The sequence below is a fragment of the Candidatus Thalassolituus haligoni genome (assembly GCF_041222825.1).
GTDB lineage: Bacteria > Pseudomonadota > Gammaproteobacteria > Pseudomonadales > Oceanobacteraceae > Oceanobacter > Oceanobacter antarcticus.
On sequence record NZ_CP139482.1, the window covers coordinates 966,492 to 987,882 of the forward strand.

Genomic DNA, 21,391 nt, shown 5'->3' on the forward strand with positions numbered 1-21,391 from the left:
GTATGGATTGCATCTGAATGTCTGTGATCCGCCATGGCTGAGCGTGGGTGCCTGTACTGTGAAGTGTGCTATCTTAGCGCGCAGATGATACGGGGGGCGCTCAACGCGCGCAATTTTAGATCGATAACAAATGTGAGGCCAGCATGGATCCGCGCCTTGATCACCTGGTTGACTGGGCGTCCAGTACCATTCGCCGCGAGGCGAACCTGGATGTTAATACTAGCCTGGAAACGGTGTCTGGTGATGCCAGTTTCCGCCGTTACTTCCGCCTGAGAGGCCTGGGCAAGAGCTGGATTCTTGTCGACGCCCCGCCAGACAAGGAAGATAACCCGCGTTTTATTCGTATTGCCGAGCAATGGCGTCACCAGCAGGTGGCGGTTCCCCAAGTACTGGCCGCAGATATCGACCAGGGTTTTATGTTACTCGAAGACTTTGGTGACCATCTGCTATGGGCGGCTTTGCACGATCCGGCTGCAACCGACAAGCAAATACTGGCGCTGTATCGGCAGGCGATTGAGCAACTGGTGCAGCTACAGGGTGTCAGCTGCCGTCAGCTGCCTGCTTATGATGAAGCGTGTCTGCAACGAGAAATGGAGCTGTTTCGTGACTGGTTGTGCGGCCAACAGCTGCAACTGGCACTGACAGCCGCCGAACACTGCATGCTGGATCGGGTGTTTGATCTGCTTGCTCGCCAGGCATTAGCGCAACCAATAGTAACGGTGCACCGGGATTATCACTCCCGCAACCTGATGCTGAAACCGGATGGCGGGTTGGGCATTATTGATTTTCAGGATGCCCTGGCTGGCCCTTCCACTTACGATCTGGTGTCGCTGGTTCGAGATTGCTACGTGCGCTGGCCGCAGGCGCTGGTGGATGAACTGGTGGCCTATTATTGGGAGTTGGCCCGACCGTTTGGTTATTATCTCGGTGATTGGGAACACTGCGTGCGGGACGTTGACTGGATGGGTCTGCAGCGACACCTCAAGGCCGCCGGTATTTTTGCCCGCCTCAATTTGCGCGACCATAAACCGACCTATCTGGCCGATATTCCCAATACCTGCCAGTACCTGGTGGATATTGCCAGACGTTACGACGAACTGAGTGACTTCAGTCTCTGGCTCAACCAGCGGCTGATGCCCGCACTGGTGCAGTTATCCCGATGAAAGCAATGATCCTGGCTGCTGGTCGAGGCCAGCGTATGGCGCCATTGACCGATCATTGCCCCAAACCGTTGTTACCACTGGCGGGCAAACCGCTGATTGTTCATCATATTGAAAAACTGGTCGCGGCAGGTATCACCGAACTGGTGATTAACCACGCCTGGCTAGGAGATATGCTTGAAACCCAGCTACAGGATGGCCAGCAATGGGGTGCAACCATTCGCTATTCCGCTGAAGCGATTGCCCTGGAAACCGCTGGCGGCGTACGACAGGCGCTGCCGTTGCTGGGAGATCAGCCGTTTTTATTGGTTAACGGCGATGTCTGGACTGACTGGGACTATCAGGAAGCGGTCAGAACCTTATCCTCCGGGGTACTCGACGACGGCACTCTGGCCTGGCTGTGGCTGACGGATAACCCGCTTCATAACCCGGCGGGCGATTTTTCCCTTGACGGTACCGAGGTTGCGGCAGAGGCTGGCGACCAGGGTTTGACGTTTACCGGTATCAGTCTGATTCACCCCGACTTGTTGGCCGGAATATCTATGGGGAAGCAGGCATTGGCACCGATATTACGTCAGGCAATGGCACGCAAGCAGGTAAAAGGCTGCTTGCTTAATGGTTGCTGGACAGATGTGGGTACTCCACAGCGTCTGGCAGAACTGGAACAGCAACTCACCAGAGAGACGTTCTGATGCTATGGATGGGAAAAGCCATGGGCAGCATGCTCGGTTTTATGACCGGCGGCCCGTTTGGCATGATGATAGGCGCATTTGTAGGCCATATGTTCGACCAGAACCTGGAAAATGCCTGGGGTGGCCAGTTAATGACACTGGCTCGCCCCGGCGGTGCTGGTGATGTTCGCCAGCTGTATGTGTCATCCCTGTGTCGTTGCATGGGGCGGATTGCCAAGGCTGATGGCCGCGTCAGTGAGGAAGAAATAGCCGCTGCCAATTTTATTATGGACCGGATGCAGCTCAAGGACGCTGCCAGGCAGCAAGCGATTGCCTGGTTTCAGGAAGGTAAAGACACGGAGTTTTCATTCGATAGCGAGCTGGAACAGCTGCGGCCGCGACTGAGCTTGCCGATGGCACAGATGTTTCTGGAAGTGGTGATGACCATCGGTTACGCCGATGGCGAGTTGTCACCCGCAGAGTGGGCCATGATTGAGCATCTCAGTAACGTACTGGGTATTAGCCAGACGCAGATCGATCGGGTCAAAGAACGGATCGAAGCAGCCATGTTTCAGGCGCGTAACGGCGGTGTCAGCCAAAGCCAGCAATTGGAGCAGGCTTATAAAACACTGGGCGTGCGGTCTGATGTTGATGACGAAACGCTGAAAAAAACCTATCGACGGTTAATGAGCCAGAATCACCCCGACAAGCTCTCTGCCAGTGGTATGCCAGAAGAAATGCTGCGCTTGGCGAAAGAAAAAACCCAGCAAATCCAGACCTCCTACGCCATGATCCGCAAGGCGCGATCACTCTGACGAGTGTTGTGTGGCACAGGCCTCAGGGCCTGTGACCATGTTGTGACTCGAACTGTCTCATCACCAAGCAAGCCCATTGACCTACTGGCCAACAAAACCCGCTTCCCGCAGTAGAACGCCCCCTGGACTGACAGACTCCTAGCAGGCCGTTGATTTTATCCCTGATGCCTACTGGCTTCGATACAATACTCTTTTTCAATGGATTCCCGGACTCCCATGCGTGGCGCTGACATTACCCAAGAAGCCTTGTTCACCACCATCAAACTGGATGAACTGGTTCCACAGGATCACCCTTTGAGATCCATCAAAATCCTGTTTGATCAGGCGCTCACCAATATCGATTGGAAACTCAGCCTGATCTATTCCGAGCGTGGCCGGGAATCTATTCCTCCGGAGCGTCTATTGAGAGCCTTGCTGCTGCAAATCCTCTTCAGTATTCGCAGCGAACGGCAACTGGTCGAGCAGATTCAGTACAACATGCTTTATCGCTGGTTTATTGGTTTGAGTATTGATGATCCGGTCTGGGATCATTCGACTTTCAGCGTCAATCGGGATCGTTTGATCCGCCATGACGTCAGCACCGAATTATTCGCCGAGGTGATTGCCACAGCCCGAAAACAACAACTCCTGTCGAACGATCATTTTAGTGTCGATGGCACATTGATGCAGGCCTGGGCTTCCCAAAAGAGTTTTCGGCCAAAGCAATCTGATGACGATCAGGATAAGGGCGAAGGGCCATCCGGACGCAATCAGGAAGAGAACTTTCGTGGCACCAAACGCCGTAATGACACGCATGAATCAACCACGGATCCGGATGCGAGGCTGTTCAAAAAATCCAAAGGACAAGAGGCCCGATTATCCTTCATGGGACACACTGTCATGGAAAATCGGAATGGTTTGATCGTTGCGACACAAGCCAGTCTGGCGACCGGAACAGCGGAAAGAGACGTCGCCCAAGGGCTTTTAAAAGCACTGCCGGGAGCTCATCGTAAAACCGTGGGTGCGGATAAAAACTACGACACCAAAGGGTTTGTGAAGGAATGCAGGAAGCACCGCATCACGCCCCATGTTGCTCGCAATGACAAACGGTCAGGTGGCTCAGCCATCGATGGTCGAACCAGTAACAAAGCGGGTTATGCCGCCAGTCAGATTGTGCGTAAACGTGTCGAGGAACCTTTCGGCTGGGGTAAGACCGTCGGCCACTTACGGCAGTTAAAAGTGAGAGGACTTGCGAAGGTCAACAGTGTTCTTGAGATGACCATGATGGCTTATAACCTGGTGCGAATGTCCAAGTTACAGGGTCAATCCGTCTGATGACCGGAAACGGGATGGATCATCCTGTTTCCGGTGGAAAAACCACTCAAAAAACAACCAAATAAGCGTGATTTAGCGAGTTGAAAAGCTTCTGTCAGCAAAGCGAATAAGAATTTCAACAGCCTGCTAGGTATCGACCTTGCCGACTTTACCGCGCAGGTTTTTGATCTGCCCGCGCCGGGTTTTCTGATCGACCCGTTTACGCTGTGACGAACGGGTGGGTCGGGTAGCGACTCTGGGTGGCAAGACAACGGTTGCCTTGCGGATCAGCTCGGCCAGACGCTCCAGCGCATCCTGACGGTTTTTTTCCTGGGTGCGGTGTTGCTGCGCCTTGATCACAATAATACCGTCTTTGCTGATACGACTGTCGGAGGTATTGGCAAGGCGTTCCTTGATATAGGCCGGCAAGGACGATGCGCCAATATCAAAGCGCAGGTGGATAGCGCTGGATACCTTGTTAACATTCTGGCCCCCAGCCCCTTGAGCGCGGATGGCCAGTAATTCGATCTGATACAGCGGGACGGAGAGGCGGCTGGAAATTTCCAGTTCAGTTTCGGAGTCAGTCATGGCGTTCTGTTGGTTATAAAAGTGTCAGCCAGTGGTGTCGGGATGGGATGCCGCAGACATCGCCGGAGCGATGTTTGCTACGGGTAAATCCGCGAGGCCAAAGGCAATGGCCCAAAAATGACAGAATACGCCAGCAATCACAAATAAATGCCAGATTTCGTGGAAGCCAAAGGTGTCAGGCCAGGGGTTTGGCCATTTGCAGGCGTAAATAACCGCGCCTATGGTATAGAAACCACCGCCACAGGCCAGCCAGATCAACGCATCGGTTGGAATACGTTCTATCGCTGGCTGGGCAGCGACTATGATCAGCCAGCCCATGGCGATATACACCAGCGTAGACAGCCAGCGTGGTGCGGTGATCCAGAAGAGCTTCAGCGCCACGCCAAGCAGCGCCAGTAACCATACGGTGCCAAGCAGCCACCAGCCAATGGTGCCGTGGAGAGGAACCAGGCAAACCGGCGTATAAGTACCGGCGATCAGTAAAAAAATGGCGATATGATCAATCCGTTTGAGCCAGGCAATCCATTGCTCGGAACCATATGACAGGTGATAGACCGCACTGCTGGCAAACATCAGCAGCATGGTGGTGCCAAATACGCTGAACGATACAATATGCCAAATGCTGCCATGTAGCGTTGCCTGGACACTCAGAATGCACAGCGCAACAATGGCAAACAGCGCACCGGCAAGATGGGTGAGGCCACTGACTGGTTCGCGAAACAGCGGGCGACCTGGGTGCATTAAAAACTCCTTGGCGGGCTGTGAGTGACCATAGTGGATAACGCAATTACCTTTGGGGTTTATACCGATTTTATGGCAGCAAACAGTGTAGCGCGACTGAGTATACCGGCAGATCAGGTAAATTATGACGCCGACCTGGCAGAAGGTTCCTCTGATATCAAACCTGCCACTGAATCTGCTCCTGACGCAGGCTGGTTTTTGTATTTTATTCGTACCCGCCACAACACCTTGTATTGTGGCGTTACGACGAATGTGATTCGGCGCTTTCGCGAGCACAACTCCGGTAGCGTGCGTGCTGCGCGGGCGTTGCGAGGCAAGGCACCCTTGCAGTTGGATTTTAGCTGGTTGTTGCCGAGCAAGTCGGTGGCACTGAAAGTCGAATACCGGGCGAAACGGTTGAGCCGACCCCAAAAGGAACGGCTGATCGCTGGAGACCGCGCACTGCAACAGCGCTTGTTGCACGATGTGGCGTGAATCGTGTTATGAGGTAATGAGGTACGCGGTGAAAGGTTTATCAGACGCAAGCTGAACACTTGTTACCGATACACTGCGTAATTGTTACATGGATGTCATAACTTCGCTTTAGACTCCGGCGCCCTGTCAGTAGAATGACACGCAATTTATAGCGACACGGATACCATCATCATCATGTTTGCAGCCATTTGGGCAACTCGCTGGTACCTGCTTCTCGGCCTGTTTACCTTTCTTGTATTTCTGGCCATCAATGCGCCATTACACTTTGTCTGGCGCATGCTGGAACCTGATGTGCGGAATTTACCGGTCGATGTTCGGTCAGTTTCCGGCACACTCTGGCATGGTCATCTCCAGGCCGAGCAACGACAACTTGGCCCCATTGATGCGGAGTGGCGGTTGTCGCCCTGGGCGTTGTTGACGGCGGCGGCTGAAGTTGACTTGACGTTGACAGCACCTGCGATCCGAATGAATGGTCTGGTGCGTTTGGAGGCCGATCAGCAGTTACATGTCACCGGGCTGGACGGTTTTGTTGATACTGATTTATTGAAGCCGTTACTGAAACCATTGCAGATTGATCTGTCTGGCAACATCGAAGCCAATGATGTGGCTGCCGTGATTGAGTTGGATACCCGGCAGCTGACCGCACTGGGTGGCCGCCTGGTTTTCAGTGGTGGTGCTGCGGCTTTTCCGGTACAACGCAAACGGGTGACGGCCGAGGTGCCGATGTTGGTTGGGGCTCTGGGTATGGATAAAGAACGTGCGGTGCTGGATGTGACGTCAATGGAAGGCCAGAAGCTGGTACAAGGGTTCATCCAGCCGGATGGCTGGGGTGGAGTGGCGATACGACGTCGCATGTTTGATGTGTTAGGGCAAACCTGGCCAGACAAAGCCGATGTGGATACCGTGGTTTTTGAAGTGTCACGAAAGATTCTATAACCTTGGCGCCGATTCGGAGCAGTCGATTTGGATAAGAATGTGGTAGAGCTGTTGCTGTGGCAAAAATGGATATTGCTGGCGGGCAAGCTGATGCTGACGGTGTTATTGAGCTGGCAGGCAGCACAACTGGTGTGGCTGGTGGCCGCCCCGGCACCGCTGGTATTAAAAGCGCCCGTTCAAGGTAATGCTGAGGCGGCAGATGGTCATGTGCGGGGAACCGCAGCCTATCACCTGTTCGGTGAAGCAACGGCGGTCGCTCCAGTGGTGGTACAAAAAGAAGTGGAGGCACCGGATACCCGTCTGAAGCTGACCCTGCTGGGGGTTAATCAGTCCTCGCGAGAGGAATACTCCAGTGCCATCATCTCTGCGGCGGGTCGGGCTGGGGAATTTTATCGGATGGGGGATGCCGTTCAAGGCCGTACCCGGCTGGCCGGTGTGTATTCGGACAAAGTCATTCTGGATACGGTGGGCAAGTTGGAAACCCTCAAGTTTGACGAGCAGACAAGTCGTGGCTCGGATGTGCGGATTGTCCCTCGTGACGATACTGACAGGGGTAACCCGAGTGCCTCTAGCGGGCGTTCCGGTTCGTTAAAGGAGCGTTTTGGCAAGATCCGTAATGCCACTGAATTTGTCGATCTGGCGACGTCTGAACTGGAGGATGATCCGCTTGAAGCGCTGGGACGCATGGGGCTGGAGCCGCAAGGGGATGGTTTGGGCTATCGGGTGCAACCCGGTTCGCCGCTGATGCAGTTCAAACTCCGACCAGGTGATTTGCTGTTGTCGATCAACGGCCAGTCACTCGGAGACCCCGCCAGTGACCAGAGCCTGTTGGCTGATTTGCAAAATACCGATAGCGTGCGTATCGAAGTACAGCGCGGCAATGATCGTTTCACCGTTAACCACAGGCTGAATTAAGGATATGGGTGTGTTCAAACATTGGGTAGTGGCTGTCTTGTTATCACTGAGCTTCACCGTCAGTGCTCAGGAGAGCTGGCAGATCAATCTGAAAGAAGCCGATATCGGCGCCTTTATCAGCCAGGTGGCGGATATTACCGGAAAAAGCTTTGTGGTCGATCCGCGCGTCAAGGGCAAGGTTAATGTCCTGACCAGTGAGGCGATGGATTCCAACGGCGTATATGAGTTGTTTCTGTCGGTGTTGCAGGTGCACGGTTATGCCGCCGTACCAGCCGGAGATGTGGTGCTGATTGTCCAACAGAACGAGGTGAAACAGGTTGGTCGTGACCTGAACACCCAATCGGCCAATGATAGCCAGGAAATGCTTACCAAGGTAATCATGATCAAGAATACACCGGCGCTGGATCTGGTGCCTATTTTGCGCCCGTTGGTGGCCAAATACGGCCATCTGGCCGGGGTCAAATCCGCCAACGCGCTGATCATTTCAGATCATGCCATGAATATTCAGCGCATCGAGCAGATTATCGATCGCCTCGATAAGTCCGGCAGTGAAGAACTGGAAGTGGTGCAACTCAAAGAAGCCTGGGTCGGCAATGTCGTTACCATGTTACAAAGCCTGGATCCCTCCAAGGTTTCCCAGGGCAATGGCGATAATAACAATACCGCTGGCAGCATTCGGGTGGTGGCCGACGAGCGCAGCAATCGGCTGATTATCAAGGGCGAAAAAACGGCTCGCGAACGTATTCGCCATCTGATCGAGCAGCTTGACCAGCCATCCTATTTCAGCGGCAGTGCCCAGGTGATTCGGCTGCAGTACGCCGATGCCACCAAGCTGGCGGATCTGCTCAAAAACCTGATGGGTGAAGTGAGCAGTAATGACAAGGATGCCCAGCAAGTGAAGGGTTCTGTCGGTATTCACGCCGATGAAGAACTGAATGCCTTGGTGGTGCGTGCCGAACCGTCATTGATGAAAGAGATTCAGGAACTGGTCGCGTCACTGGATGTACGCCGTGCACAGGTGTTGATTGAATCGGCGATTGTTGAAGTGACGGGTGATGTGAACGATGCACTGGGCGTGCAATGGGTTTCTGGTGATCTGGATAATCCGGTATCCATGACTAATTTCAGCGACGCCGGGCCGTCGCTCAGTACCATCGCCACCAGTGTTGCGTCCGGGTCGTATGCCAGTGCCATTGGCAGTGGCCTGACGGTTGGTGGTTACAGTGAGAATAACGGTGTGCTGGACTTCGGCGTGATCTTGCAGGCATTGCAGAGTGACAGCAATACCAACTTGCTGTCGACCCCCAGCATCATGACTATGGACAATCAGGAAGCGGAAATCATTGTCGGTCAGAACGTACCGTTTATTACTGGCTCGACGTCGTCGTCGACCAATTCCAATCCTTTCACCACCATCACCCGTGAAGATGTTGGTGTGACGCTGAAGGTGAAGCCACACATTCATGACGGCACGGATATTCGTCTGGAAGTGGAAGCTACGGCAGAATCCGTATCGGCCACCTCGGTGTCGGGCAGTGCGGATCTGATTACTAACAAACGATCGATCAAAACCATGATTCTGACTGGTAATCAGGAAACCATCGTCCTGGGCGGCCTGATTCGTGATGACGTGATCGAGAGTGAAAGCAAGGTGCCTTGGCTGGGTGATATTCCGGTGCTGGGCTGGTTGTTCCGCTCATCCAGTAGCGAGCACGTCAAAAGTAATCTGATGGTGTTTTTACGTCCGACCATTGTTAATAACGCTGAAACCTCCCGTGCACTGACCCGTGAAAAATACAACGGTATCTGGGAGTTTGAAGTGTCTGATCAGCTTGGTACGGACGATATTGATGCCTCGCTTGAACGACTGTTTGAGGGTCGTCCAACCAATCGCTAGTGGGCCTTCAGGCCACGCCGTCACTCTGTCGCGGTCGCATCGCAGGTTTACCCCCCGTCGTTATCATGACTGGTGGGCTTCCTAGCGATGCCGGGCCGCCAACTGCAGTGGGTTCAGTCCTGCTGCTCTCATTAAATCGCACAAGCGGATTAATGGCAGCCCAATCAGGCTATTGATATCCCGCCCATGCAAGGCTTCAAACAGATGGATGCCGAGGCCTTCGACCTTGAAGCTGCCAGCACAATCGTAGGGTTGCTCCAGTCTCAGATAATCTTCAATTTCCTCGGCTGACAGAGCCCGAAACTGCACATCAAAGTGCTCAACGGCACTGCTTGTTTTACCTTGATGCCAAAGTGCAATACCGGTCGAAAAACGAATGGTCTTCCCGGCGCTGGCCAGTAGTTGCTGACGGGCGTTGTCATGGTTTTCCGGTTTGCTGACTACCGCGCCATTCAGTGAACAGGCCTGATCGCTGCCGATAATCCAGTGCTGCGGGTACTGTGCTGCCATGGCGAGGGCTTTTTGTTCCGCCAGGCGCTGGACATAGGCATCGATGGTTTCATCGACGTACGGGGTTTCATCAATATCCGGACTGGCCCAGTCGAATGGAATACCCAGCTGTGCCAGTTGCTGGCGACGATAGCGAGATGATGAGGCGAGTAACAGTTGCATTCAGGCTCCTGTAGCGTAGCCGACACTGCGCTGGAAAAGGTAAGGAAGGAAAGGCGGCCAGTTAATAAAAACCAAGCCAACAAAAAAGGGAGCCGAGGCTCCCTTTTTATCAATGCAGTGATCAGGCAGCGAAGTTAGCGTTCGCAAATTCCCAGTTCACCAGTGCCCAGAAACCTTTCAGGTAATCCGGACGTACGTTGCGATAGTCGATGTAGTAGGCGTGTTCCCACAGGTCAACGGTCAGCAGCGGCGTCAGACCTTCTTCAGTGATCGGGGTAGCAGCGTTGGACGTGTTGACGATGTCCAGTGTGCCGTCTGCCTTTTTCACCAGCCAGGTCCAGCTGGAGCCGAAGTTGTTCACCGCCATATCGTTGAACTTGGTCTGGAATTCTTCGAATGAACCAAACGCAGCGTTGATGGCGTCGGCGATAGCGCCAGTCGGTGCACCACCGGCATTCGGTGCCAGACTGTTCCAGTAGAAGGTGTGGTTCCAGATTTGGGCTGCGTTGTTGAATACGCCGCCAGAAGAAGTCTTGATGATTTCTTCCAGAGTCTTGCCTTCAAATTCAGTACCACCAATCAAACCATTCAGTTTGGTGACGTAGGTGTTGTGGTGCTTACCGTAGTGGAAATCGAGGGTTTCTGCAGAGATGTGAGGTTCCAGTGCAGTTTTTTCGTATGGCAGAGCGGGAAGTTCGAAGGCCATGAGCGTTCTCCATTATCAGGCTAGGTGGTTGCATTCAGGGGTGTAGATGGGGCTTTATAAAAATAATTCAACGGCTCCATCCCGCCTTCCGAAGTCGCAGCATGATAACACCGGAGCGGCCGGAGCGGCTATGTGTTGCTAATAGTGAATCACTATTATGGAAAGGATGAATTCTTGCTCTACAGGTGTGTCTGATGCTCTGGTCAGGCGTGAAAATTCCCGGCTGCGGTCGGTATTTCAGCGTTAATGTTTGTATACTGCGGGCCGTTTATCTCCTGATCGCCAGTTCCGGAAATCCTAATGGACAACGTTAAAGAACCGCTTATACCCGACATCAAACCCTCGAAAGACGATATTGAAATGCGTCAGCGGCAAAATAAATCGCGGCGTTCACCGGCGGCAGCCGGGTCTGCCAACACAACAGGCAAGTCCGCTGGGGCCGGGCTGGTGGCTGTGGCACTGTTGCTGGCTCTGCTTGGTCTCGCCGCCGCCGGGTATCTTTATACCCTGGTGCAGACGATGCAGACCGAGCTGCTGGCGGCCAGACAGACCCTTCAGCAGCAGTCGGTTAATCTGCAACAACTAAATGAGCGTTTGTCGGTTACTGGCGAAAACGCCAGTTTGTCACTCGATGCGCTCAAGGTGCTGCTGAAAGAACATGATTCTGAAATTCGCAAGCTGTGGGATGTTGCCAATAAGCGTAACAAGGGCATGATCGCCAGTAATGAAAAAGCCATAGCGAGCAATGTGGCGACTGTCAAAAGACTCAAGTCTGAGGCCGACAAGCAGCAGATCAGCCTGACCACGCAGCAAGCGACGCTGGAGCAGCAACAGCTGGCCAGCAGCGCACTGTCGGAGCGGGTATCTTCCGCCGAAGCGGCACTGCTGTCCTTGCCGGAATCCGAGTTGCGTATTGCCCAGAACAGCGAGGCGGTACAAATGACGGGGCGTAGCGTCGCCATCCTGAAAGAATCCCTGGCCAATCGTCAGCAAGAGATTGAGACCTTACGCAAGCAGCTGCGTCAGGTGGAGTCGCGTATCACCACACTGCACACTCCGGCCGCGACCAAACCCTGACATTTGACTAAAGGCGCCTGTCGATCGCATTTGAGCCGCTTGTTCCTTCGGGTACAATCGGCCACCGTTCGCGCCAGCATCGGTCTGGCGCATATCACTGCTGAGTGTTTTGTCGCAAGACGGAGCCAGGGCACCCGAGAGAGAGCACAGAGAGAGAACTCGCCATGACAGTGATCAAGCAAGAAGACCTGATCCAAAGCGTCGCTGATGCGCTGCAGTACATTTCCTACTACCACCCCAAAGATTTTATCGACGCCGTTCACGCAGCGTACGAGCGTGAAGAGTCCAAGGCCGCCAAAGACGCCATGGCGCAGATTCTGATCAACTCTCGTATGTGTGCCATGGGCAAACGTCCGATCTGTCAGGATACTGGTATCGTTACCGTTTTTCTGACCATTGGTATGGATGTCAAATTTGAAAGCGACATGTCGGTCGAAGACATGTGTAACGAAGGGGTTCGTCGTGCTTACCTGAACCCGGACAACGTCTTGCGTGCTTCGGTACTGGCGGATCCGGACGGCAAGCGGGTCAACACCAAGGACAATACTCCGGCGGTTATTCATATGAAACTGGTGCCGGGGAATACCGTCGACGTGCATGTCGCAGCCAAGGGCGGCGGCTCCGAAGCCAAATCCAAGTTCGCCATGCTGAACCCGTCTGACGATGTGGTTGAATGGGTACTGAAGCAGATTCCGACCATGGGGGCTGGCTGGTGTCCGCCGGGCATGTTGGGTATCGGCATTGGCGGCACGGCTGAAAAAGCCATGCAAATTGCCAAGGAATCGCTGCTGGAGCCAATCAATATCCAGGAACTGCAGGCGCGTGGTGCCAGTAATCGTGCCGAAGAACTGCGCCTGGAGTTGTTCGATAAGGTCAACAAGCTGGGCATCGGCGCTCAGGGGCTGGGTGGTCTGACCACGGTACTGGATGTGAAAGTGGCGGATTATCCGACCCATGCCGCCAACAAGCCGGTAGCCATTATTCCTAACTGTGCGGCAACCCGTCACACCCATTTTGTGCTGGATGGTTCCGGGGTTGCCTCGCTGCCAGTGCCAAAGCTGGAAGACTGGCCGGAAATCAGCTGGGAAGTTGGTGACAGTGTTCGCCGCGTTGACCTGAACACCGTAACGCCGGAAGACGTCAAGGATTGGAAAACCGGTGAAACCGTACTGCTGTCTGGCAAGATGCTGACCGGCCGGGATGCCGCTCACAAACGTATGGTCGAAATGCTGGCCCGTGGTGAAGAACTGCCGGTTGATCTGAAAGGTCGCTTTATCTATTACGTTGGCCCGGTTGATCCGGTTCGCGACGAAGTAGTTGGCCCTGCTGGCCCGACCACAGCCACCCGGATGGACAAGTTTACCCGTACTATCCTTGAACAAACCGGACTGCTGGGCATGATCGGTAAATCCGAGCGTGGCCCGATCGCGATTGAAGCCATCAAGGACAACGAAGCCGTGTACCTGATGGCCGTCGGCGGTGCGGCTTACCTGGTTTCCCAGGCGATCAAGGGTGCGGAAGTGCTGGGTTTTGCGGATCTGGGTATGGAAGCCATCTACGAGTTTGACGTGGTGGATATGCCCGTCACCGTTGCTGTCGATACCAAAGGTGAATCGGTACACATGACCGGCCCGATCGAATGGGCGGCGCGTATCGCCGCGAAAGAAGTGAGCTGATCACGCTGTTCTGATTGAATAACCCGGCCCTGTGTTAACAGCGCCGGGTTTTTTGTTTTTTACTGCGGATACCGGAGCAAGCACTGACACCATCTTCACTCACTCAGGATGAAATCGTTCGTGTTTTGGCGGGGCTGCTGTCCGCCTGGGAATTGATAAGCGAAGAGAACCAATCGATGTTACAGCGCAAGGTAAAGACCCAGAATTTCGGGCAATCGCTGGGGTTGGCTAATCGCACAGGAGAACTGGCAGAGGAACAGAATCACCACCCCTAGTGGTGGTGGGGTAGCCTGACGATTCATATCTGAAGCCACGAGCAACGGGCCATTTCTCCCTTCTGCACCCAGTTGGCCATCTTGAGATGATGCTCTTGTCCGAAGGTTGAGTACCCTGGAATCTGAGGCCATTTTTGGCAACCATAGCCGGCAGATTGCACCATTGATACCTCAATAAAGCTCCAGTACAAACGCGTCATGGGAGTGTATCGACGTCAAATTCGTTATTAATAGCTGTCACAATAATGTCTTCTTTCTGACATAAAAGCTCATTCAAGTTGTCATTTTCTGCGACTAGCCTATGCCGCACTTAGACCTCTATAAACAATCGATGAGAGAGTGCGTTATGGAATTCAAGAAAAACAAACTGCTGCAGGCATTGCTGATGGCCGCTCTGGCTACTGGTCTGGCTGCTTGTGGTTCAGATGGCGACGATGGCAAAGACGGCGTTGCTGGTGCTGACGGTGACAAGGGTGATCCAGGTACTCCAGGTACTGACGGTACTCCTGCTGCTGGTACTGGTAAACTGACTTTTACTGGTGTTCCTGCTCCTGCAACCGATGCTCAGAAACGTGCAATCCTGGTGTCTGAAGCGGTTATTGATGGCGAATCTTTCGGTGGTCAATACCATGAGTTCGCCCGTTCTGGTGATGAAATCACTGGCGTAACATTCGGCCAGCTGGTTGATGATATGGGCACTGCCCTGACTGAAGAAGACAGTTCACTGCGTATTACTGACGCTAACGAACACACCTCCTTGTTGCCAGTGAATGGTCGCCTGTTCTCTGTTTCCCAGATGGAAACCCGTCCGGGCGCCATGTTCCTGTTCGAACTGGATCAGGATGAAACGACTGGCGCTCTTTCACCAATCAGCCTGACCCAGCTGGATCAGAAAGGCGTTGATGGTGGCTGGGTACATTGTGCTGCTTCTGTGACCCCATGGAACACCCACCTGGCGTCTGAAGAATATGAGCCGGATGCCCGCTCGCTGCCGACGGCTACTGAAGCCGCTGCTGATAGCTACCCTGCTACCCAACTGGACTACTACGTTTCCGGTGATCTGAGCTGGAACCCTTACTACTACGGCTGGAACACTGAAATTGAAGTGAGCACTGACGCCACGGATGCCACCAGTACTCCAACCGTTGATATGACCAAGCACTACGCCATGGGCCGTGTGGCCATTGAGCTGGCTTATGTCATGCCGGACTCCAAAACTGCCTACATCACGGATGACGGTTCCAACGTTGGTTTCTTCATGTTCGTGGCCGACACCGCTGGTGATCTGAGTGCCGGTAACCTGTATGCAGCCAAGTGGAACCAGGTTTCTGCTACAGGCGCTGGTGAAGCGACTCTGGACTGGATCTCTCTGGGTCATGCAGACAACGCGACTGTCAGTGCCTACGTACACGGTACCGACACCACCGATCCGCTGCTGTTTACTGACATCTTCGCAACCTCCGAAGTGCAGACTGACGGCACCTGTGCTAACGCTGCCCACACCAAAATTGCTGCCAACGGTTCAACCGAATGTCTGGCTGTGAAAACCGGTATGGAAGTGGCTGCTTCCCGTCTGGAAACCCGTCGTTACGCTGCCTTGATGGGTGCAACCACCGAGTTCTCCAAGGAAGAAGGTGTTACTTACGATAGCAAGCGCAACAAGCTGTATGTTGCTATGTCTCGTGTGTATAACAGCATGCAAGCCGATGCCTCTGCACCGGTAGACCATATCCAGCTGAACAAGAATCGTTGTGGTGCGGTTTATGAACTGGATCTGCTGGTTGATAGCACTATTGGTTCCAACTACGTTGCCAAAACCATGAAAGGACTGGTCGTTGGTCGTCCAACCAAGGCCAGCAACGGTGTTGAGGGCGTGAACGTTGAAGCCCAGCTGGCGGGTTTCGAAGACGAAAACAGCTGTCATATCAATGGTATTTCCGAGCCGGATAACGTGACCTACATGTCCGGTTATGATTACCTGATCATTGGTGAAGATACTGGTAACCACCAGAACGACGTCATCTGGGCTTACGACTTTGCCAGCCAGGATCTGATTCGTATCCAGACCACTCCATATGGTTCTGAAACGACTTCTCCATACTGGTATCCAAACATCAATGGTTTCGCCTACCTGATGTCTGTGGTTCAGCATCCTTATGGTGAGTCTGACCAAGAAGAAGATACAACGGGTGATGCACACCGTGCATACACTGGCTATATCGGGCCTTTCCCTGCTATTGCAGAGTAAGTTTTGGTAGTTATCGCTTGATCGATCAACAAAAAGGGCGGCGCTTAGCTGCCCTTTTTTTAAAGGTATTGTTAAATGAACACATTCCGAATTTGCCTACTGCTGGTTCCTTTGGTTTTGTCCGCCTGTTTTGATAACAGTGGATCTTCTCATACAGCTGACAGTAACTCGGATGCCAGTGAACATGATGAAAACCAGACTGAAGATAGTAGTTCCCCGGATAGCAGCAGTGATAATAATCAACAAGAGACGACGAATCCTGTTGCTACCAATCTGGCTTACGGCACTCTGACCGATATCACCAGAGATGTTTCCGAGAGTCCGACGCCTTATATCCCGCCTCAGTGTTACACCAATCCGGTCAAGGAAAATGGGGAAGTATCCAACCCCTGTTATGCGTGTCATGGTGAGAGTAAACGCCCCAACTATCTCAACGATACTGACGTACAGGAAGCGTACGCTTTTCCAGAGAGTGGTGTAGTGAATCGTTGGGCCAATATCCGTAAGGATCGCACGAATGATATAGCGGCGATTTCAGACGACGACATTCTGCGATACGTTCGCGAGGATAACTACCGCGCTGACAATGGCGGCATCATTCTCGCAGCAAAACTCGCCAACCCTCCTGCCGAATGGGATCGTAATGGTGATGGCAAATGGGAGGGTTATTCCCCGGATGCCTGGTTTGATTTTAATGAGCAGGGCTTTGATATTGCCCCGGATGGACAGTACAGCGGCTGGCGCGTTTATGCTTACTACCCGTTCCTGGGCACCTTTATGCCCACCAATGGCTCAACAGACGATGTGATGATCAGACTGCCGGAAGCTTTCCAGCAACTGACGACAGGAACCTTTGACCTGGAGACCTACAAGATCAACCTGGCCATTGTCGAAGCGCTGCTGAAAGAACAAGATGTCATGATTGATGCCACCGATGAAACGCGTTTTGGTGTCGATCTGGATAACAATGGTGTATTGGGCACTGCAACTCAAATTACCTACGATTGGGCCCCGAATGACGGCCGATATATGACTTACGTGGGGGTGGCCAAATCGCAACTGGAAAAAGGTGATATTCATCTGGCTGCGCGTTTGTTCCCGGAAGGTACCGAATTTCTGCATAGTGTGCGTTACCTGGATATCAACGAGGCCACTGGCAATACCGGCATGGCGGCTCGTATGAAGGAACTGCGTTATAGCCGCAAGATGGGCTGGCGCACCTATTACGACCTGCGCGAAATCGTGAACAAGGAAATCAAGGAGCGTCACGATTTCCCGAGTCGTACCAAAACCATCTTCGGCAACATGGAAGTAGGTGTTTACGCTTCGCATGGTTGGCTGTATCAAGGCTTTATTGAAGATGATGCCGGGCAACTGCGTCCGCAAACGTACGAAGAAAACGCGTTTTGCCTGGGTTGTCATGGCTTTATTGGTGCACACAACGACACGGTTCTTTCATTCGAACGCAAGTTTGATACCCAAAACAGCTTTCGTCAGGGCTGGTATCACTGGCTGGAGAAGGGTTTCTCGGGGGTTGCAGACCTGAAGCGTGAAGACGGTGCTGGCGAGTTTGCCTATTACCTGGCACATAACCCAACCGGTAATGAATTCCGCACCAACGACGAAGTGTTAGCGAAATTCTTTGATTCCGAGGGTAACCCTGTTGCCGCAGAATTTGCCAAAATTTCTGACGATATCAGCTATCTGTTAATGCCTTCGGCTGAGCGAGCATTGAAGTTAAATAAAGCTTATCGGGTGATCGTTAAAGAGCAGAGTTTTAATCTGGGCCGCGAAGCGGTGATCACACCCTTGACGAACGTGTACGATGAAGTTGAAGTCGATCAGAAGACGGGTATCACGGAAATACTCAGTCACTACTGAAGCACGACGGTGGCTGCAATACGCCCGTACCTGCTTGGTGTTTGAAAGGCAGGTACGGGTTCGACTTACTCCAAGACTCCCCGACTTGAAATACGGTAGCAGGGAGTATACTCCCCTGTTATCTTCATACGCCCGTTAGCCACCATGCGAGCCAGCAGGGCGTCCATCTCGGCCATAATTTGCGGATCACCATTCAACAGATACGGGCCATGCTCCTGTACCCGCTTGATGCCGTCTGCTTTTACGTTACCTGCAACAATGCCGGAAAAGGCACGGCGCAAGTCGGCGGCCAGCTGGTGTCCTGGTGCTTTTAGCGACAGGTTGAGTGCTGCCATGGCTTCGTGGGTCGGATCGAACGGGTGTTGGAAGTCTGCTTCGATATGTAATGACCAGTTAAAAAAGTAGGCATCTTTTTGCTGTTGCCGCCAGATCTTGACGCCGTGGATCCCGGTTTTGATTGCCTGGGCGACCGCTTGTGGGTCATCAATAATCAGTTGGTAACGAGCCTGGGCTTTTGCGCCTAATGTGGTTCCGATAAAGCGGTCGATCGCTTGCAGATAGTCTTCTGTCTCTTTTGGTCCGGTAATGATGACCGGAAACGGCAGGGTAGCGTTATCCGGGTGGGTGAGAATCCCCAGCAGGTAGAGCAGTTCCTCGGCAGTCCCCGGCCCGCCAGGAAAAATAACAATGCCGTGCGCCATGCGCACAAAGGCTTCCAGGCGTTTTTCAATGTCTGGCAAAATCACCAGTTCGTTGACGATGGGGTTTGGGGCCTCGGTGGCGATAATACCGGGTTCGGTAATGCCAATATAACGGCCGTTGCGGTTGTGTTGCTTGGCGTGGCCGATGGTGGCCCCTTTCATGGGACCTTTCATCGCGCCGGGGCCACAGCCGGTACCGATATCCAACCCGCGCAGACCGAGGTGATAGCCGACTTCCTTGCAGTATTTGTATTCGCTGCGTGGAATAGAATGGCCTCCCCAACATACCGCCAGATTGGGTAGCTGATCCGCCCGTAATACATCGGCATTACGTAGCAGGTGAAAAATGGCGTTGGTGATGTCTTCGCTGTTGTTCAAGTCAAAGCGCTGGGCTTTGATAATGGAATCCTGGGCGTAGAGAACATCCCGCAGTACAGAAAATAATTGCTCCCGTACACCGCGAATAATTTCGTTGTCGACAAAGGCGCTGGCCGGGGGGTTGATCAGTCGTAATACCAGTCCCCGATCTTCTTGTTCAAAGTGGATATCGAACGGCTGATAGGCTTCTTCTATTTCAACATAGCTGTCGTTCTGGCTGCCGGCACTCAATACCGCGTAGCAGCAGCGCCGTACCAGGTCGTGAGCCTGACTGCTGACGTCTCGTAACTGTTGTATTTCGTAGCGCGACAGTACGCGCAGATGGGTTTTGGGGTGAATCAGTTCATAGCTGTTCATGGATGTGGTCATTTCCTGCCGTCGGTCGTATTGATCACTATAGGCTGCGGGTAAAAAAACTGCAGCAATAACAGCATGTAAGCCATCGGAGTTAAGGAATCTGAGTGCGATTATTGGGCGGGTCATTGATGGCTGCATTTGCCAGGACGTGCAGTGTCGAAGCATTAACCGTCAGACCCAGAGGGTGATTTCGGGGTAACGACTGAGCGCTCTCAGACAGTCGCTACGGGTCAGAATGCCGGTGATCAGCTCATGTTCAACGACGGGTAAGCAGCCAATATGCTGTTCGCACAGCAGCGCTGCAGCCTGGCGAATGTCGGTATGAGCTTCGACACACATCACCGGACGGCTGGCGATCGACATCAGTGTTGCCGTGGATTGATGTTGGTCGGGTGAGGCGTAGTAAGTGAGCAGGTCCCGGTCGGAGAGCAGCCCTTGAATCCGTTGTTCTGTAACGACCGGCAAGTGGCGAAAGGGGTGCTCGCGCAGGCATAACCAGGCTTCTTCAAGGGTGGCTGTTGCTGGCAGAGTGGTGGGCGAAACGGTCATCAGCTCGGCTACGTACAGCACCGGGCGGGGAGTGTTGTCTTGTTGTCGAGCCTGTTGCTGATAGCGGTGGATCGCGGGGTTGCGGGGTGGGTTATGCCCCGCTGGTGTTGTTTCGCTGCCGGTATGCTGGTGGAGTGCGCTGGCCGGGCTGATGGCTCCGGTACGCTCAACCTTGCGGGCTGTTGGTTGCTCCGGGGTGATGACTCGCTGCCCCATATCAAAACTGATAATGGCCATGATGCTCTCCGTCTGTTGCCAGGCACATACAATGAGCGGATTAGCGGTTAAACTCAGCGTACCTTTAATGATGGGTTCACCAAGACGGTTTCCGGCAGCGTTAAATATTATCTGTCGATGCGCGGCAAACGAACAGCTTGTACTGCTGTTGGTGCGCTTCGCTCTGACAACCGTTCAAGACATTTTTAAGCATAGCGTGGTAACAGGCAGAATTCTTATGGAACGTGTGTATCGATTGACGATTTCTTGTCCAGATCGGGTCGGAATCGTCGCTCGGGTGGGGCAGTTTTTTTCCGGCTTGGGTGGCTGGATTGTCGAGGCCAACCATTATTCAGATGCGGCCACCGGCCGGTTCTTTATGCGCCACTGTATTCGGGCGGAGTCGCTGCCTTTCGAGATTGACGAGCTGCGCCGTCGTTTTGCGGAGATTGCCACCGAGTTCGATATGGACTGGCACATCAATGACTCCGGCAGCGCAAAAAAAGTCATTCTGATGGCGAGTAAGGGCAGCCACTGCCTGGTCGATTTGTTGCACCGCTGGCACAGCCAGGAACTGATGTGTGATATCCCCTGTGTGATTTCCAATCACGACACCTTGCGCTCGCTGGTGGAGTGGCACGGTATCCCGTTTTTTCATGTGCCGGTTGATAAAGACAACAAGGCGGAACATTTTCGCAGGGTGAATGCGATCGTGGAAGAACACAAGGCCGATACCATCGTACTGGCGCGTTATATGCAAATTTTGCCGCCAGAGTTATGTGCGCGGTATATCGGTCAGGTAATCAATATTCATCACAGTTTTTTGCCGTCGTTTGTAGGCGCGCGGCCTTATCACCAGGCGGCCGATCGTGGGGTGAAGTTGATCGGTGCCACCTGTCATTACGTGACCCAGGAATTGGATGCGGGCCCTATCATCGACCAGGATGTTATTCGGATCAGCCATAACGACACCGTGGACGATATGGTACGGCTGGGCAAGGACGTGGAAAAAATGGTGTTGGCGCGCGGCGTGCGTAGCCATCTGGAAGATCGGGTACTGCTGCATGGTAACAAGACCATCGTGTTCTGACCCCCCGCTGCTCACTTCATGCTTTATCAGGCAGGCCACAGGCCTGCCTGATTTCTTTCTGAATGCCGGTTTGTT

The 21,391-nt window shown here is 53.3% G+C and carries 20 protein-coding genes; 14 read left to right on the forward strand and 6 right to left on the reverse strand.

The features are described from left to right. Window positions 1-143: 143 nt before the first annotated feature. From SOJ49_RS04410 to SOJ49_RS04425, 4 genes are all read left to right on the forward strand, one after another. Window positions 144-1,163: an aminoglycoside phosphotransferase family protein gene (locus tag SOJ49_RS04410; RefSeq protein WP_369857021.1), complete on the forward strand. Its 1,020-nt coding sequence runs from the start codon at window positions 144-146 to the stop codon at window positions 1,161-1,163. Beyond that, window positions 1,160-1,852 (forward strand): N-acetylmuramate alpha-1-phosphate uridylyltransferase MurU, encoded by a 693-nt coding sequence (gene murU / locus SOJ49_RS04415; protein WP_369857022.1) that lies wholly within the window; start codon window positions 1,160-1,162, stop codon window positions 1,850-1,852. The genes SOJ49_RS04410 and murU overlap by 4 nt, the downstream gene beginning before the upstream one ends. Continuing rightward, window positions 1,852-2,646, forward strand: a complete 795-nt coding sequence (gene djlA, locus SOJ49_RS04420) for a co-chaperone DjlA (RefSeq protein ID WP_369857023.1) — start codon at window positions 1,852-1,854, stop codon at window positions 2,644-2,646. The genes murU and djlA overlap by 1 nt, the downstream gene beginning before the upstream one ends. A 216-nt stretch (window positions 2,647-2,862) precedes the next feature. After that, window positions 2,863-3,960 carry an IS5 family transposase gene (locus SOJ49_RS04425; RefSeq protein WP_369854779.1) on the forward strand — a complete coding sequence of 366 codons (1,098 nt, stop codon included), beginning with the start codon at window positions 2,863-2,865 and terminating at the stop codon, window positions 3,958-3,960. Between the two features lie 126 nt (window positions 3,961-4,086). Here SOJ49_RS04425 and arfB read toward each other — a convergent pair whose 3' ends face one another. Together arfB and SOJ49_RS04435 are read right to left on the reverse strand one after the other, a co-directional pair. Continuing rightward, window positions 4,087-4,527, reverse strand: a complete 441-nt coding sequence (gene arfB, locus SOJ49_RS04430; RefSeq protein WP_369857024.1) for an alternative ribosome rescue aminoacyl-tRNA hydrolase ArfB — start codon at window positions 4,525-4,527, stop codon at window positions 4,087-4,089. A gap of 24 nt (window positions 4,528-4,551) precedes the next feature. Continuing rightward, on the reverse strand, window positions 4,552-5,268 hold the full coding sequence (locus SOJ49_RS04435) for a hemolysin III family protein (protein WP_369857025.1): 717 nt from the start codon (window positions 5,266-5,268) through the stop codon (window positions 4,552-4,554). Between the two features lie 33 nt (window positions 5,269-5,301). Here SOJ49_RS04435 and SOJ49_RS04440 point away from each other — a divergent pair, with 33 nt between their 5' ends. From SOJ49_RS04440 to gspD, 4 genes are all read left to right on the forward strand, one after another. After that, on the forward strand, window positions 5,302-5,742 hold the full coding sequence (locus SOJ49_RS04440) for a GIY-YIG nuclease family protein (RefSeq protein ID WP_369857026.1): 441 nt from the start codon (window positions 5,302-5,304) through the stop codon (window positions 5,740-5,742). A 174-nt stretch (window positions 5,743-5,916) separates the two neighbouring features. Further along, on the forward strand, window positions 5,917-6,678 hold the full coding sequence (gene gspN / locus SOJ49_RS04445; protein WP_369857027.1) for a type II secretion system protein N: 762 nt from the start codon (window positions 5,917-5,919) through the stop codon (window positions 6,676-6,678). A 27-nt stretch (window positions 6,679-6,705) separates the two neighbouring features. Next, complete coding sequence (locus SOJ49_RS04450; RefSeq protein WP_369857028.1) at window positions 6,706-7,593, forward strand: type II secretion system protein N; 888 nt, start codon at window positions 6,706-6,708, stop codon at window positions 7,591-7,593. A gap of 4 nt (window positions 7,594-7,597) precedes the next feature. Beyond that, window positions 7,598-9,490: a type II secretion system secretin GspD gene (gene gspD / locus SOJ49_RS04455; protein WP_369857029.1), complete on the forward strand. Its 1,893-nt coding sequence runs from the start codon at window positions 7,598-7,600 to the stop codon at window positions 9,488-9,490. An 81-nt stretch (window positions 9,491-9,571) separates the two neighbouring features. Here gspD and SOJ49_RS04460 read toward each other — a convergent pair whose 3' ends face one another. Next, window positions 9,572-10,162 carry a nucleoside triphosphate pyrophosphatase gene (locus tag SOJ49_RS04460; RefSeq protein ID WP_369857030.1) on the reverse strand — a complete coding sequence of 197 codons (591 nt, stop codon included), beginning with the start codon at window positions 10,160-10,162 and terminating at the stop codon, window positions 9,572-9,574. A 121-nt stretch (window positions 10,163-10,283) separates the two neighbouring features. Then, a complete protein-coding gene (sodB, locus tag SOJ49_RS04465; protein WP_369857031.1) occupies window positions 10,284-10,868 on the reverse strand; it encodes a superoxide dismutase [Fe] in 585 nt (194 codons plus the stop codon). A 300-nt stretch (window positions 10,869-11,168) separates the two neighbouring features. Between sodB and SOJ49_RS04470 the strand changes: the two genes are divergently transcribed. The 5 genes from SOJ49_RS04470 (at window position 11,169) to SOJ49_RS04490 (ending at window position 18,025) form a co-directional block, all read left to right on the forward strand. Further along, on the forward strand, window positions 11,169-11,945 hold the full coding sequence (locus tag SOJ49_RS04470; RefSeq protein WP_369857032.1) for a hypothetical protein: 777 nt from the start codon (window positions 11,169-11,171) through the stop codon (window positions 11,943-11,945). A gap of 164 nt (window positions 11,946-12,109) precedes the next feature. Further along, window positions 12,110-13,621 carry a fumarate hydratase gene (locus SOJ49_RS04475; RefSeq protein WP_369857033.1) on the forward strand — a complete coding sequence of 504 codons (1,512 nt, stop codon included), beginning with the start codon at window positions 12,110-12,112 and terminating at the stop codon, window positions 13,619-13,621. Window positions 13,622-13,773: 152 nt separating this feature from the next. After that, window positions 13,774-13,896 carry a 4a-hydroxytetrahydrobiopterin dehydratase gene (locus SOJ49_RS04480; RefSeq protein WP_369858031.1) on the forward strand — a complete coding sequence of 41 codons (123 nt, stop codon included), beginning with the start codon at window positions 13,774-13,776 and terminating at the stop codon, window positions 13,894-13,896. Between the two features lie 346 nt (window positions 13,897-14,242). Continuing rightward, entirely contained in the window at window positions 14,243-16,144 is a 1,902-nt protein-coding gene (locus SOJ49_RS04485) for a PhoX family phosphatase (RefSeq protein WP_369857034.1), read from the forward strand. A 75-nt stretch (window positions 16,145-16,219) separates the two neighbouring features. Further along, window positions 16,220-18,025, forward strand: coding sequence for a hypothetical protein (locus SOJ49_RS04490; RefSeq protein ID WP_369857035.1), 1,806 nt, complete (start codon window positions 16,220-16,222; stop codon window positions 18,023-18,025). Window positions 18,026-18,090: 65 nt separating this feature from the next. Here SOJ49_RS04490 and ppnN read toward each other — a convergent pair whose 3' ends face one another. Then, window positions 18,091-19,461 (reverse strand): nucleotide 5'-monophosphate nucleosidase PpnN, encoded by a 1,371-nt coding sequence (ppnN, locus tag SOJ49_RS04495; RefSeq protein ID WP_369857036.1) that lies wholly within the window; start codon window positions 19,459-19,461, stop codon window positions 18,091-18,093. A 171-nt stretch (window positions 19,462-19,632) separates the two neighbouring features. Further along, complete coding sequence (locus SOJ49_RS04500; protein ID WP_369857037.1) at window positions 19,633-20,247, reverse strand: CBS domain-containing protein; 615 nt, start codon at window positions 20,245-20,247, stop codon at window positions 19,633-19,635. A gap of 217 nt (window positions 20,248-20,464) precedes the next feature. On the opposite strand from SOJ49_RS04500, the gene purU reads away from it, so the two are divergent. Then, on the forward strand, window positions 20,465-21,316 hold the full coding sequence (gene purU, locus SOJ49_RS04505) for a formyltetrahydrofolate deformylase (RefSeq protein WP_369857038.1): 852 nt from the start codon (window positions 20,465-20,467) through the stop codon (window positions 21,314-21,316). Window positions 21,317-21,391 lie beyond the last annotated feature (75 nt).